The organism is Micromonospora sp. NPDC003197 (genome assembly GCF_053590565.1).
On the sequence record NZ_JBSFTE010000009.1, the window covers coordinates 80770 to 95818 of the forward strand.

Sequence of the window (15049 nt, forward strand, 5' to 3'; positions counted from 1 at the left end):
CCTCTCGAAGGGACTAGAAACGGATTCCAAGCGCTCGCAGGAGTCGTTGGCAGCCTTGACAGGGTCTCGCCCCGCTACCATGCCTGCCGTTCAAATCCCCTACGTGCACTGTTCTCATACTGCCGCCTCGAATAGATTCAGGATCACCGCCCGAGGCCTCGAATGCCTTTGCCAGACACTTGACTTCCGAACACATCAACGACGGGTGACCAACCTCCGGCAACGCAGCCCGGAACTCCGGGCTGAGGTGGACGAACTCCGCGTTGTCCGCACGGAAGACGTTGCCGGATGCCGACGTGTACTCGGAGGCAAATTGGGCACCTGCATCTTCGGCCTCGTTCGCGACCTGCTTCAGGCTCGTGCACGGGCAGCCCGGGTCGTCACAGTTGTGTACGAGTACCGGTTCGTCACCGGCTAGCACATAGTACGTGTGGATATCGTCGACGGTCAGGTCGTATGTGACCTGGTTTGCCTGGTAGTGGCGGACCGCGCCGAGCTGCACGTGCGTGCCGGCGGAGGTACGGAGCAGCTCGCCGGGCTTGAGCTGTCCCGCCTCCACCCAGTCGCCACGCGTCACGGACCAGAAGCGGTGGTGATCGGTCGTGGTGATGGTGTCCGAACCACCGTCGTCGTCCACGACACTGAGGTCGACGTATTCCTTGTCGTCGTCCGTACGGATGGTGTGGCTGACCTGTCGTGCCTCCGTACGGCCGGACTCCGGATCGGTGGCGAGCACCGCGTCGCCCGGCTCGACACTCTCGATCGGTTTGCGGCTGCCGTCAGCGAGCAGGACCAGCGTGCCGGCTACGAAGCTGTTCCGGCACTTGCTGGGGCTTCCGCCATCATTGGGCTTGTCGGGATTATCGGACTTACCGGAGCCCTTCTTGGTTGCGGCCTTGGCCTTGGCCGCTTTGGCCTTGGCCGCAGCCGCTGCCCGAGCGGCCGCCTTCTTGGCTGCTGCCTCGGCTGCCGCCTTGGCTCTGGCCGCCTTCTCCGCCGCCGCCTTGGCGGCTGCCGCCGCCGCTGCCTTGGCCGCCTCGGCTGCCTTCTCCGCGCCCTGGATGATGGCCCGGGCCCACTTGATCTCCTGGAAGAAGGTGACGACCGCCTTACCGGCCCGGAAGATCGCCTCGGCGATCTTCTTCGCCTTGAAGATCTTCCCCCAGGGCAGCGCACCGATCACCATCGAGACGCAGGCGCCCAGATCGCCGTTGAGGCAGCTGATGATGTCGTTGATCCCGAGGAACTCCATCAGGATCTGGCCGCCGGCCTCCAGCACCACATCGAGCACGCTCTTGCTCTGGATCTGCTGTGCCTTGGCCAGTTCCTCCGGACTCGGGCCGGTGTTCGCTGTCGCCGGGGCCGGCGTACCGCCGTTGTCCGGGGCCGGTGCCATTCCGGTCGGATCCGTGTACGACGTCGGGTTGTTGTCGGCGTACGTGTAGGCCGACGTCGCCGCGCCGCCCTGCGCCATCGGGTCGGTCGAGCTGAACCGTCCGGTGCTCGGATCGTAGTTGCGCGCCCGGAGGTAGTAGTTGCCGTTACCGGTGCTGGAGTCCTGGTAGGCGCCGGTGAACTGGAGCGGGTTCTCCGGCGCGGTGGCCTGTGTGCCGGTTCCGCCACTCTCGGCAGGTGCCCCCGGCTGCAGGGTCGGGCCAGCACGCGGGTTGCCGAACGGGTCGTAGTCGTACCCGATCTCGGGGGTACCGGCCGGGGAGAGCATGTTCGCCACCCCGCCGAGCCAGTCGTGGCTGTACGAATGTGCGCCCGTGGCCGGGTCGAGCAGGGCCAACGGTTCGTCGTCCGGCCCGTAGGTGAAGCCCCGCTGTTCCACCGTCTGCCCGGCGGCGTTGGTGACGGAGTCGATGGCGATCTGCGGCAGGGTGCCGTTGACGTCCCAGGTCCAGCGCTGGGTGAACGTGTCCCCCTCGGCGCTGGTGGTGCCGGTCAGCCGCAGCCCGGCCGCGTCGTACGCGTAGGTCGTGTCCTGCCCGGCCACGGTCGCCTTGGCCAGTGAGTTGTCCAGGTGGTACGCCAGCCGGTCGGTGCCCGACCTGACCTGGTTACCGTTCAGGTCGTAGTCGTACTCCTTGGTGGTGACGTGCCGGGGCTCCTTCATCACCTCCTTGGTGAGCTGGTCGGCATCGTCGTAGAAGTAGGTGGTGACATCGTTGCCAGCGCTACCAGAACGCTTCTGGCTGGTCCGGTTGCCAACCAGGTCGTAGCTGTAGTCGATCCGCCCGACCGGCTTGGTCCGCTCACCGCAGGAGGCCACTCCGTAGCAGGCGGAGGTGAGCCGATCGACCTTGTCGTAGGAGTACGCCACCGACTCGGAGACCCCGGCCCGGGTGGTGACCACCCGCGTCGGGTTGCCCACCTCGTCCAGGTCCAACTGGTACGACGAGACCGGGTCCTGCGGTACCGCCACCGGCACCACCGGCTCCGAGGCGGCCGAGACCGGCCCGCTCCCCTTCTTGTCGTACGCGGCGACCGTGAAGGTGTAGGAGGTGCCGGCGTCCAGTCCGTTGACCACTGCGGTGCTGGCGGGCGCGTCCACGGTGACCGTGCGGCCACCGGGCGACGCGGTGACGACGTACCCGCCGATGTCGGACCGGCCGTGTTCCTTCGGCGGTTCCCAGGAGACCACTGCCAGTCCGGCCCCCGGCTGGGCGGTCACCTGGGTCGGCGCCCCTGGGACGTCGTCGCCGCCGCGGGCACGGGTACCGCCGGGCGCCTTCCCCTGCGGGGACTCGGCGATCCGTTCCGTACCGATGCTGGTCAGCCGGCCGGCGTCGTCATAGCCGCGCCGCTCGACCAGTCCGGTCACCGCCGGCAGAGTGGTGCTGGTCCGCCGACCGGCTACGTCGTAGCCGAACTGCCAGGTCGCCGGGTTCGGCCCGACCGCCCCACCGGCGGCGGTCAGCGCCGTGATTCGGCTGTCCGCGTCGTAGGCGGTGGTGACCCGGGTGCCGTCCGGGTAGGACCGGTTGGTGATGTTTCCTCGTACGTCGTAGCCGTAGTCGAACTTCTCGATGTCGCCGCCCGCCTCGGTGCGAACGACCTCGCTGATCTGGTCCTCGTCGTCGTAGGTCACCTTCCGCACGCCGAGCGGGTCGCCGTACGAGGTGGTCCGGTCCTTGGCGTCGTAGCCCCAGGTGTAGACCGGCCCTTCGCTGCCCAGCGTCCGCTTGTCCCGCCGCCCGACGATGTCGTAGCTGTCGACGATGGTCCGCTTGGCCCGCTGCTCGCGGGTGAGCTTTTCGTGTTCGCGAACGGTGATGGCGGAGACGACGTTGTTCTCGACGTCGTAGCCGATCTCGACGCGTCGGCCCAGTGGATCGGTCTGCTTGACCAGCCGGCCCGCCTCGTCGTAGGCCAGCCAGTTGCGATGCCCCTCCGGGTCGCGAACCGACGCCAACAGGCCGTCGCCGAAGTAGTCGTAGACGGTGGAGCGCTGCTCCGGGTGACGCGGGTCGTACGGCGAATCCGGGGTGTGCACCGTCCGGATCAGGTCATCCTCGCGGTAGGTGTAGTACGTGCTGCGCTTCTTCGCGTCGGTGACCGAGGTCAACCGGTTGTTCGCGTCGTAGCGGTAGCCGGTGACGTGGTCCAACGGGTCGGTGACCTTGACGGTGTTACCGGCCGCGTCGTACTCGTAGTGGGTGGTGAACCGCTCCCGGTCGGCACCCTCGACGTTGCCGCGTGGCTCGGTCGAGCTGACCAGCAGACCGTCGTCGTCGTACTCCCAGGTGGTCACGCCTCCGGTGGCAGAGACCGCCTTGGTCTTGTTGCCGGCTTCGTCGTAGGTGAACTTGGTGACACTGCCGCCCGGGTCGTTGATCCCGGTCTGCCGGCCGTTGCGGTCGTACTCCAGTTGGGACTTACGCCCCAGATTGTCGGTCGTGGACCGGACGTTGCCGGTGTTGTCCCGCTCGAACTGGGAGGTCTTGTTGAACTCGTCGGTCTTGGAGACCGTGCGGTCCAGGTCGTCCACGCCAATGTCCCGGCTGACCACCTGGCCGCCGGGGTACGGACGGTCGACCCGGATCGGGTTGTCGTTGGCGTCGTAGATGTAGGTGGTGGTGAAGTCGGCCGGGTTCGCGCCGGGCAGGTTGCCGCGTGGCGAGGTGACCTTCTGCAGCAGCCCCTTGCCGTTGTACGCATAGGTGGTCACTTGGTCCGGCCCGTGCTTCATCTCCACCGTGCTGGCCGCCCGCCGGCCAGCGTCGGTGTAGCGGTACGAGATGGTGCGGCGCGGATCGTTGACCGTGCGTAGCAGGGAGTTGTCGAAGTACCGGTATTCGGTCTTGATCCCGGTCGGGGTGGTCGTCCGGCTGGTGCGGCCCAGCTCGTCGTACTCGGTGCGCCAGCTACCGTGCTTGCCGGGCTGCCGTACCGCGACGGTCCGGTCCTGAGCATCGAACGTGTATCGGGTGGTGTAGTCGTCGCGATCCGCCCCGGCGACGGTTCCTCGGGGATCGATCGCGGCCACCGTCCGGCCGACCCGGTCGTACCGGACCTCCGCACGCCGCCCCTCGGGCGAGACGACCGCTTTCGGTAGTCCGGCGTTGGGGTCGCCGTCCGGAAGGTTCTCGTATCGGGTGACCTTGCCTCGCTGGTCGGTGCTCTCGACGAGCAGGCCACGGTCGTCGTACCGGTAGGTGATCGTGTTGCCTTCGGCGTCCTCGCTCTTCACCAGTTCGTTGAACTCGTTGTACGTGTCCCGCCAGCGGTTGCCCTCACCATCGACGTACTCGATCGGGTTGTTCCGGGAGTCGTACTTGGTGACCTCGGTGAAGTTGAGGGACTGCGGGGCGGTCTGCGAGGTCCGGTTGCCGGCCGGGTCGTAGCCGGCCTCATGCTGGTTGTGCTTGCCGTTGACCACCAGAGTGCGGTTGAGCGAGGCGTCGTAGCGGTGGTTGTCGGAGTCACGATTGCCACGCTGGCTGTAGACCAGCACGTTGCGGCGGTAGCCGTCCCGGATCACCACCCCGTCGGCGTCGGTGGTGGTGGCTTCCTGCGCAGCGGCGTCCCAGGCGAAGGTGGTCTCCTTGCCGAGCGCGTCGCGCTGCTTCACCACCCGGCCGGTGTCGGCGTACTCGTTGTGCACCTCGACCACACGCTTCGGGTTGACCACCTCGATGAGCTGCCCGGTCGGGCCATAGCGGTAGTGCCAGACGTATCCGCGGGCATCCTGGGCGGCGGTGAGGGCCCCGTTCTCGTAGGAGAACCGCACCCGGCGGTGGTCGGGCAAACTGATCTCACGAATCAGCCCAGACTCGATCTTGGCTACCGCCGTACGGCCGGAGGCGTCGGTGAGTGTCACCCCGAAGTCGGTGTAGGCCAGCGTGACGCCCTTGCCACGCGCATTGGTGATCGAGGCCAGCCGGCCCTGCGCGTCGAACCGGTAGGTAATCTGCGTCGGGGTGACCAGTTCCCAGCCTTCCCCGGCGCGGCGCAGCGTCGAACGGACCCCCGCCGGCCGCTGGTAGGCCCCGTCGACCAGCCGATACTGACCTTCTGCCCCGTCCTCGGCCCGAACCACCGCACCCTGCTCGTTCACGGTGACCCGCATCTCGTACGACCAGGCCCACCCCGGGCCGAATCCACCGGGGCTGGGGTTGGCCGAGGAGTAGGTGCGTACCGAGGAGAACGGCACGCCATAAGAACTCATCCCCAGGTCGGGCTCGACCCGGCTGAACGCGCCGGTACTGGTGTTGACCCCGATCGCCCGGTTCGCCGGTCCGGCGCCGGTGAGGGCGAGCGCGTTGCCACAGCCGCAACCTGCGGCCTGCGGGTTCGCGATCTCCGGCGGGTCTATGGTGACCCGGGGCCGGGCCTGGTCGGAGGGTGCCGAGACGACCTCGCCCCCGTCGTCGAGCAGCGCGGTGAAGGTGATGAAGTAGTTCTTCGCCGGGTCAACGGTCCAGCCGTCGCCACCACCGAACGAGCGGCAGTACTCCCGCTGCGCCGAGCAGGCGGCCCGGTCCAGGTCGGCCCGGGTCAGCGTGGTGGAGGCCTGCTCGGTGCCGGACTCCGCCTCGTAGAGGGTCGCTCGCCAGGATGACCAGGCGGGCGTTTCATCGCGCAGGTTGAAGTAGGCCACCAGCGAGGTATCCCCGATGACGAAACCAGGCCGCAGCAGCGCGTCGGTGAAGACCTCGTCCGCGGCGGCGACGGTACGGGTCGCGCCCGATTTCGGCACGCCAGCCCACTCGGCCGCCGAGAGCTTGCGGGCACCGCCACCGGCGGCAACGCCGAGCGGTACGACCGGCATCCGTTTCTCATCCGGCAGCGCCTCATTGGGCACTGCCGTGGCGGGCAGTGGACGTGACACAGGGCCGGCTCCGGGAACGGCCTTGGGCACCGGCCCCGGCGGCGCGGCCCCGGCCGCCGGAACGCCTGGTACCAGGGACACCACCAGGGCCAGTCCACAAAGGTGAACCAGCCACCGAGCACGGTGGACTCGCGCGTACATGGGCTTCACTACGACAGCTCCCCTCGCCGGGTGGGCATTCGGATCGGCGATACGCCCCGACAGCCTATGGAGCCAAATCCATGAAATTCAATACAATTGAGTGTCGCCCTGGCGACATCCGGGCATAAGTAGGCGCCCCTCAATTGTCTGGATCAAATCCGGAATCGGCGCTTCTTCGGATTTGATCAATGGATTAGCGATGCTCCGCAGTGGACGCACGCCGGGCAGACCTATCGCCGTAGGCCGGACAGGTCACGGGCCAGCAGGGCCGCCTGCGTCCGGCTGGTCACCCCGAGTTTGGCCAGCACGCTGCTGACATGGGTCTTCACCGTGCGTTCGGCAAGGTGCAGGGACCGGGCGATCTCCTGGTTCGCCAACCCCTCGGCCAGCAGGTCGAGGATCTCGCGTTCCCGTGGCGTCAACAAGGCGACCCGACCTGCGGGTGAGTCGAGCGGGTCGATCTCCGATCCGGGCCGAGGTCCATTCGCCCCGTTGCGTCGCCCCGGCCACAGGGCCTCCGCTGCTGAGGTGCTCAACGTGGTAACCCCGCCGTGGACTCCCCGTACCGCCGAGGCCAACTCGTCACCGGTGGCATCCTTGAGCACGAATCCGTCCGCCCCGGCGGCGAGCGCCCGCTGGATCTCCGCCGCCCGACCGATCGTGGTCAGCATCAGCACCCTGGCCGGGACCTGCGGAAACCCTCGACGGAGCCGCTCCAGGGTCTGCACCCCGTCGGCTCCGGGCAGGTAGAGGTCCAGCAGTACGACCTCGGCGGCGTCCGGCTGCCGGTCCACGAAGTCGAGCAGGGCCGGACCGTCCGGCAACGCGGCGACCACCTCGAGGTCCGACTGTGCGGCGAGGATGAGGGAGAGCCCTTCCCGGACCAGCGCCTGGTCGTCCACGATGACGAGTCGAATCACGGCCCGATGCTATGCCGGTGCGCCGGCGGGGCTTCGACGTGCCGACGCGACAGCCGACCAGGGGGCGGGGAAAATGGCGACGAGACAGCAGGTGAGCGGCTGGATACGAACCCGCTGGCAACTGGTGGCAGACCTCGCTATGCAGGGCCTGCTGGTCGGCCTGTTCCTGGTCAGCGGGGCGGTACCGGAAACCGGTGGACTTCTCGGGCTGCTCCTGGGCACGGCCCAGATCCTCCCCCTGCTGGTCCGCCGTCAGGCTCCCGGCGCCGTGCTCGCCGTGGTGGCACTGGCCACCTCGGCACAGATGCTGCTCGGCATGTCCCGCACCGTCGGCTACCTGCCCGCACTGTTGGCCATCTACACGGCGGCAGGCAGCCGATCATCACCGGTGCGCTGGTGGGTGTGTGCCGCGGCGACCGTGTCAGTCGCGGCAGCCAGTCTGCCCGGCCGGGGCCCGGTCGAGGGCTTCCTGCTGGCCGTGGTCGCGTTCACCCTGGCCTGGTTGGCCGGTGCCGAACGTGGGCAGCAGTTGCGCCGACGTACCGCGCTGGTCGCCGAACGCACCAGGCTGCGCCTGGAACAGCGGATCGCCGAGGAGAACCGCGTCGCGGCCGAGGAACGGGAACTGCTGGCCCGGCGACTACACGACACGCTCGCCCACACCCTCACCGTCATGGTGGTGCAGACCGAGGCGCTGCGCTGCACCGGCGAGTTGTCGCCCGCACAACGGGAACGCGTCGACCGGGTGCTCGACGCGGGACGCACGGCCCTCACGGAGATCCGGCACGCCATCGCCGACCTGGACACCCGGGCGACATCGACCGCAGGCGACAACCTGCGGGAACGACTCGACGAACTCCGGGCCGCCGGTCTCGACCTGCCGGCCGACCTACCGCCAATGCTGGCCGGGCTACCCGAGCCGCTCCGGCCGGTGCTGCACCGGCTCATCGGCGAGGTGACCACCAACGCGCTCCGGCACGACGGGCCGGGCAGCAGACTGGAGATCTGGGCTGAGCCGGCCACTGGTCAGCTCCAGGTGACCACGGTGAGTCACCGGAGCAACTCTTTCAGCAATGATCAGCGGGGTGTTGGCCACGCTGGTGAGTCGGGCGGGTACGGGCTGCGCAGCCTTGGTCAGGATGTCAAGGCGTACGGCGGCGAGCTGACTTACGGGCCGGTCGCGCCGGACCGGTGGCGGGTGACGGCCAGGTTCCACATACCGGCAGAATGCATACCGGAACCCATCCCCCAGAAGGCGGATCAGGATCTTGACATCCTCCCCCTCCTAAGGGAGGGGGATTCCCACCCTCGCGGGTGAGGGTTCCTGGTTCATCGCCGGTCGCATGGAAGGAGGTCCCCCATGTCTTATGCCAGCTCCGCAGGCGTTTTGTGTCTCGACCAGCCCGGCCGCGACAGCGATGTTCTGGGCCGCGTTGATATCCCTGTCATGCGGGGCGCGGCAGACGGGGCACGTCCAATGCCGTGTCCCGAGGCTCAACGCGGGCAGCAGGTAGCCGCACGCGGAGCAGGTTTTCGAGGACGGGTACCAGCGGTCAGCCACCGCCAGGTGCCGGCCGTCACGGTGTGCCTTATAGCCGAGCAGGGTACGGAATTCGGCCCAGCCGGTGCGGGAGATCGCCTTAGCCAGGGGCCGGTTCCGGACCATGCCGGACACGTTGAGGTCTTCGACCGCGATGGCGTCGAACCGGCGCACCAGGGCGGTGCTGGTCTTGTGCAGGAAATCGCGGCGGGCGTCGCGCACCCGCGAGTATGCGCGGGCAACGTGCCGTTTGGCCTTGGCCCGGTTGGCGGAGCCCTTCCGTTTGCGGGCCATCATCCGCTGGTACCGCTTCAACCGTCGCTCGCGGCGTTCCATGTGCCTCGGGTGAGCGATGCGTTCCCCGGTGGACAGGACCGCGAAATCGGTCAGCCCGAGGTCGACCCCGACAACCCGGCCAGCCGGTTCGAGTGTGGCCGGTGTGCCCGCATCGACCGCGAAGGTCACATACCAGCGGCCGTCCGGGTCACGCGACACGGTGACCATGGTCGGGTCGAGGGCGGCCACGTCGATGTCGGGCCACGACCACACGAACGCCAGCACCCCCGGTGTCTTGCCCAGGCGAAGAGCGCCGTCGCGCACTCGGAACGCCGACCGGGTGTAGGAGGCCGACTGCCGGCCCTGGCGGGACTTGAAACGCGGATACCGGGTGCGTTTCTGAAAAAACGCGGTGAAGGCCGTGTGCTGGTGTCGCAGGGTTTGCTGCAGCGGCACCGAACTGACCTCGTTGAAAAACGCCAACTCGGGCAGCTTCTTCATCTCGGTCAGCGCCCGGTCGGTTTCGGCGTACGACGTGGACTTCCGTTCGGTACGCCAGAGGGCGTGGCGGGCCGCGAGGGTACGGTTCCACACCAGACGCACACAGCCGAACATGCGGTTGAGCACCGCAGCTTGTTCGGGGGTCGGGTAGGCCCGACATTTGTACGCCACCCTCACGTCACTACCTTACTGCAAGGAGTAATCATGACTGAACACGGACACATCATTCCTCCCCGCCCCGAAGGACGAGGCATCCTGGCGGCACTTCGGTGACGACCTCTGTTCACCAGCGGATTGCCGACGAACTCGGCGTGGCCGAGCGGCAGGTACGCGCCGCTGTCGACCTGCTCGACGGCGGGGCCACCGTGCCCTTCATCGCCCGCTACCGCAAGGAAGCCACCGGCATGCTCGACGACGCACAGTTGCGTGCCCTGGAGGAGCGGCTGCGTTACCTGCGCGAGTTGGACGAACGGCGGGCCGCCGTACTGGAGTCGATCCGGAGCCAGGGCAAGCTGGACGAGGCGCTGGAAGCGCAGATCATGACGGCCGACTCGAAGGCGCGGCTGGAGGACATCTATCTGCCCTACAAGCCCAAGCGCCGGACCCGGGCCCAGATCGCCCGAGAGGCCGGGCTGGAGCCGCTGGCCGACCAGTTGCTGGCCGATCCGACGCTCGACCCTCGGACCACGGCGGCCGGGTTCGTGGCCGAGGACCGGGGCGTGGCCGACCCGACGGCCGCCCTGGACGGGGCGCGGGCGATCCTGGTCGAGCGGTTCGCCGAGGACGCCGACCTGATCGGCTCGCTGCGCGAGCAGATGTGGACCCGGGGCCGGCTGGTGGCCCGGGTACGCGACGGGCAGGAGCAGGCCGGGGCGAAGTTCGCCGACTACTTCGACTTCTCCGAGCCGTACACCAAGCTTCCCTCGCACCGGATCCTGGCGATGTTCCGGGGCGAGAAGGAGGGCATGCTCGACCTCACCCTCGACTCCGCGGAGGCGCCCGTCGACGAGACCGCTCCGATCGGACCAACCCGGTACGAGACGGAGATCGCCGCCCGGTTCGGTGTCGCCGACCAGGGTCGGCCGGCCGACCGTTGGCTGTCTGACACGGTGCGCTGGGCCTGGCGTACCCGGATCCTGATCCACCTCGCCGCCGACCTGCGGATGCGGTTGTGGCAGGCGGCCGAGGAGGAGGCGGTACGCGTCTTCGCCGCCAACCTGCGCGACCTGCTGCTCGCCGCACCGGCCGGTACCCGCCCGACCATGGGCCTGGACCCGGGCCTGCGGACCGGGGTGAAGGTGGCCGTGGTCGACGCCACCGGCAAGGTGGTGGCGACCGAGACGATCTATCCGCACGAGCCGCGCCGGCAGTGGGACCAGTCGATCGACATCCTCGCCCGGCTGGCCCGCGCGCACCACGTCGAACTGGTCGCCATCGGCAACGGCACCGCCTCCCGGGAGACCGACAAGCTGGCGGCGGACCTGATCCGGCTGCACCCGGACCTGAAGCTGACCAAGGTGATGGTCTCCGAGGCCGGCGCCTCGGTCTATTCCGCGTCGGCCTACGCCTCCCAGGAACTGCCCGGTCTGGACGTGTCGCTGCGGGGCGCGGTCTCCATCGCCCGCCGGCTCCAGGACCCGCTCGCTGAGCTGGTCAAGATCGACCCAAGGTCGATCGGAGTCGGCCAGTACCAGCACGACCTGGCCGAGAACAAGCTGTCCCGCTCGCTGGACGCGGTGGTCGAGGACTGCGTCAACGCGGTCGGGGTCGACGTCAACACCGCCTCGGCCCCACTGCTGACCCGGGTCTCCGGCATCAGCGCCGGCCTGGCCGAGAACATCGTCCTGCACCGGGACGCCAACGGCCCGTTCCGCTCCCGACGGGCGCTCAAGGACGTCCCCCGGCTGGGGCCGAAGGCGTTCGAGCAGTGCGCCGGCTTCCTGCGGATTCCTGGCGGGGACGACCCGCTGGACGCCTCCAGCGTGCACCCCGAGGCGTACCCGGTGGTGCGGCGGATCCTCGCCTCGACCGGTGGTGAACTGTCCGGGCTGATCGGCAGGAGCGCGCTGCTGAAGGCGCTACGGCCGACCGACTTCGTCGACGACACGTTCGGGCTGCCGACCGTCACCGACATCATCGGTGAGCTGGAGAAGCCGGGTCGGGACCCACGGCCGGCCTTCAAGACGGCAACCTTCGCCGAGGGAGTCGAGAAGATCAGCGACCTGACGCCGGGCATGCTGCTGGAAGGTGTCGTCACCAACGTCGCGGCCTTCGGCGCGTTCGTCGACGTCGGGGTGCACCAGGACGGGCTGGTGCACGTGTCGGCGATGTCGAACACCTTCGTCAAGGACCCCCGCGACGTGGTCAAGCCCGGTGACGTCGTACGGGTCAAGGTGCTCGACGTGGACATCCCGCGCAAGCGGATCTCGCTGACCCTGCGGCTGGACGACGAGGCCGACGCCCGACCCCAGCGCGGCGACGCTGGCACGGGCCGGGGCACCGGCGGTGGTGGACGTGACTCCGGCGGTGGACGCGGTGGCGACCGGGGTGGCGCGGACCGGCGTACCTCCCGGGGTGGCCAGCCGAGGCAGGGCCGGGGTGGTTCGGGTGCGGCGGCCCCGACCGGGGCGATGGCCGACGCGCTTCGCCGAGCCGGCCTCGACAAGGGGCTCGGTGGGCGGTAGGCCATCGGGACGGACTACGGTCAGCGCATGAGTGTCGACGAGCGGACGGCCTGGCGGACAGCACACCGCCAGGCCGTCGAACTGCGCACGGCGGCTGAGGAGCGGCGCCGGGCGGAGGAGACCGGGCGGGCTCGGAAACTCGTCGCCTGGTTCACCCGCCAGGCACAGCAGTGCGGTATTCGCCCCACCGTCCTGACCGCCGTCGGCTACAACGGGCGCACCCGCTACCGGACCGGGCTGACCGGCTGGTACGTGGACGTCGCCCACTCGCGGGCGGTCAGTGTGGCCGGGGACTACTACCTGCTCACCGTGGCCGGTGGGCTACGGGCCCGGCTGCTCGGGGCGAGCATTCAGCCGCAGGAGCCGAGACTGATCGTCGGCGAAGGCGGCCGCGACGGGCAGTCGGTGCCCCTGCGTGACCTGCTTCAGCGGCGACTGGCGGCGGGCGACGACTGGCCCTGACCCGGCGCAGGGCTCTGATCCGACGCGGACTGGCCCTGACCCGGCGTGGCTTGGCCCTGATCAGATCCGGCCTGGCCGGAGGGACGACGGGCCGCTGGGTACCGGCCGGTCCACCATCCCGCCGCATCGGGTCGAGTCGGGGACAACCGACGCGGTGGCGCGACCCGTCGCCACCAGAACCGCTGCACGAGCAGGGTCAGCACCCCGGCCATCACGATCGCGCAGACGTTGACCAGCAACTGGATAGCGGAGCCGAGCGCCTCGTCGTACACCGCGTAGGCGAGCGCGACCGCGACGTTCGCCGCCGCCGGCACCGTCGTGACGGAGATCAGGACCCCGACCAGCGGACCGGCGTTGTTCGACGTCAGCGACAGCATGCCGGCCACCCCGGCGAGCAGCCCCACCACCCAGGAGAGCGCGTCGGGCCGCCAGATGAAGTCGGTCAGTGGCCGCTCGGCCAGCAGCATCGACCGGTCGACCAGCCCGAGGGCGGTCAGCAGCCAGGTACTGAGCATGGTCACAGCCATCGCGACGAGGAAGCCGATCGCGAGCGTCGCCGCCGACCTGGCAGCCACCGCCGATCGACGGCGGACCACCGCCACGCAGAGCGCGGCCAGCGGCCCGAACTCGGGGCCGACCACCATCGCCCCGACGATCAGGATGGGCTGGTCGAGCAGGACCCCGATCCCGGCGAGGATGGTGGCCACCGTGATCAACAACAGATACGTCACGGACAGCCGGGTCTGTTCCCCGGTCTTGTGTGCTATCTCGTCCCAGACCACCGCGTCCGCGCCGAGTCCCGGCGTGTCCGCCGCGGCCCGGTCCGCCTCGCGGGACAGGGTGATGTCCACCCCGTCGACCGAGACTGCCCCGGTCTCGTCGATGTCGAGTGCCTGAAGCGCCTGGAGCACCTCGTCGGCGCCTTCCCGGGCGACGTCGCACATGACCACGTCACCGGCGGGTTTCCGGGCGGCACCGGGCAGTACGGCCAGATGGGCGACCGCCGGATCGGCGGTAAGCAGGTCGACCACTGCCGCAGCGCGCTCGGTCGGCACGATGATCCGCAGGTGCAGCACCCGTCCGCCCCTCCCCTACTCCACAGAGCTTCCCCGGCCCGGTCTCGTCGACCGCCAACCACCATTCGGCGGCCGGCGCCTCGCGACACCGGCGGCCGGCGCGCTCTGGCGACCGGCGAGAACTCTACTGTGATCGCATCGCCGACCGGTGTTCCCGGCCCCGCCCCCGATCGGCCTCCGCCAGGAGTTCGGAGACCGTCACGAACTCGAATCCCCGGGCGCGCAGGCCACGGATCATCTGGGCCAGGCCGTCGATGGCGACCAGCCGGTCGTCCGGTCCGGTGTCGTGGGCGAGCAGGATGGTGCCGGGGGTGCAGGTCGTCACGACGTAGTCGACCAGGCCGGGTGGGTTGGACCGGAAGTCGGATTCGAGCATCTGCCGGTTCCAGAGCACGACCTGGTAGCCGAGTTCGTTCGCGGCGAGCAGGCTGCTGCCGGCGATGTGCCCGTACGGGGGCCGGAAGAGCACCGGTTCCCGTCCCCAGAGCCTCGTCAACTGTTCGTGAGCCCGGCTCAGCGCCGGGTGGCACTGCTGGTAGTCCAGCTTGGCCAGGTCCTGATGGGCCCAGGTGTGGTTACCCACTTCGTGGCCATCGAGTCGGCCAGCCACGAGGTGGCCGTAGTCGCGGGCGTTGATTCCGAGCATGAAGAACGTGGCCCTGGTCCGGGTCTGTTCCAGGATCGACAGCACCTTCGGCGTCCAGTTCGGCCTGGGGCCGTCGTCAAAGGTCAACGCGATCAGCTTCTTCGTCGTGTCCACCCCCCAGATGGTCGGCACACCGGCCGATCTCGGTGGGCTCCTCCGCCCGGCATGGACTCCTGATGCGTAGCCGCCGTAGAAGGGCAGGGGTCGGTCCCTGGTCGCCACGGCGTACGCCTGCTCCGCCCCGAGGGCCAGTCCCGCTCCGACCAACGCAGCCGCGGAACCGGCCAGGAGCTGTCTGCGGGACGGCCGGCCCCGGTCTGGCCGGGGAACGGGGATGTCGGCAGGGGTGGTTCCAAGATCGGGCATGCCGGCAGGTTAGGGACCATGCGTTGAAGAATTGGTGAAGGAACCATCCGGGACTGGTTCCGGATACCGACCGAATGACCTCTCCATCGATACTTCATCG

At 69.0% G+C, this 15049-nt stretch carries 8 protein-coding genes; 3 read left to right on the forward strand and 5 right to left on the reverse strand.

The features are described 5' to 3' along the window. Nucleotides 1–13: 13 nt before the first annotated feature. Both ACWDV4_RS12445 and ACWDV4_RS12450 read right to left on the reverse strand, forming a co-directional pair. Nucleotides 14–6337 (reverse strand): polymorphic toxin-type HINT domain-containing protein, encoded by a 6324-nt coding sequence (locus ACWDV4_RS12445; RefSeq protein ID WP_449977423.1) that lies wholly within the window; start codon nt 6335–6337, stop codon nt 14–16. A 371-nt stretch (nt 6338–6708) separates the two neighbouring features. Next, nucleotides 6709–7398 (reverse strand): LuxR C-terminal-related transcriptional regulator, encoded by a 690-nt coding sequence (locus ACWDV4_RS12450; RefSeq protein ID WP_449977425.1) that lies wholly within the window; start codon nt 7396–7398, stop codon nt 6709–6711. 73 nt (nt 7399–7471) lie between these two features. Between ACWDV4_RS12450 and ACWDV4_RS12455 the strand changes: the two genes are divergently transcribed. Continuing rightward, nucleotides 7472–8716 (forward strand): sensor histidine kinase, encoded by a 1245-nt coding sequence (locus tag ACWDV4_RS12455; RefSeq protein WP_449977427.1) that lies wholly within the window; start codon nt 7472–7474, stop codon nt 8714–8716. Here ACWDV4_RS12455 and ACWDV4_RS12460 read toward each other — a convergent pair. Next, nucleotides 8684–9892, reverse strand: a complete 1209-nt coding sequence (locus ACWDV4_RS12460; protein WP_449977430.1) for an RNA-guided endonuclease InsQ/TnpB family protein — start codon at nt 9890–9892, stop codon at nt 8684–8686. The two genes, ACWDV4_RS12455 and ACWDV4_RS12460, sit on opposite strands and share 33 nt — an antisense overlap. 92 nt (nt 9893–9984) lie before the next feature. Between ACWDV4_RS12460 and ACWDV4_RS12465 the strand changes: the two genes are divergently transcribed. Next, nucleotides 9985–12399: a Tex family protein gene (locus ACWDV4_RS12465; RefSeq protein ID WP_449977433.1), complete on the forward strand. Its 2415-nt coding sequence runs from the start codon at nt 9985–9987 to the stop codon at nt 12397–12399. Between the two features lie 27 nt (nt 12400–12426). After that, complete coding sequence (locus ACWDV4_RS12470; protein ID WP_449977436.1) at nt 12427–12861, forward strand: hypothetical protein; 435 nt, start codon at nt 12427–12429, stop codon at nt 12859–12861. Here the strand turns inward: ACWDV4_RS12470 and ACWDV4_RS12475 are convergent. Together ACWDV4_RS12475 and ACWDV4_RS12480 are read right to left on the reverse strand one after the other, a co-directional pair. Further along, a complete protein-coding gene (locus ACWDV4_RS12475) occupies nt 12825–13937 on the reverse strand; it encodes a DUF389 domain-containing protein (protein WP_449977439.1) in 1113 nt (370 codons plus the stop codon). The two genes, ACWDV4_RS12470 and ACWDV4_RS12475, sit on opposite strands and share 37 nt — an antisense overlap. 124 nt (nt 13938–14061) lie before the next feature. Further along, nucleotides 14062–14949, reverse strand: a complete 888-nt coding sequence (locus ACWDV4_RS12480; RefSeq protein ID WP_449977441.1) for a polysaccharide deacetylase family protein — start codon at nt 14947–14949, stop codon at nt 14062–14064. Between the last annotated feature and the right edge of the window lie 100 nt (nt 14950–15049).

Excerpts from the sequence above, each read along its gene's own strand:
- ACWDV4_RS12455 (WP_449977427.1), top strand. The coding sequence starts at position 7,472 with ATGGCGACGAGACAGCAGGTGAGCGGCTGGATACGAACCCGCTGGCAA.
- ACWDV4_RS12470 (WP_449977436.1), top strand. The coding sequence starts at position 12,427 with ATGAGTGTCGACGAGCGGACGGCCTGGCGGACAGCACACCGCCAGGCC.
- ACWDV4_RS12480 (WP_449977441.1), bottom strand. The coding sequence starts at position 14,949 with ATGCCCGATCTTGGAACCACCCCTGCCGACATCCCCGTTCCCCGGCCA.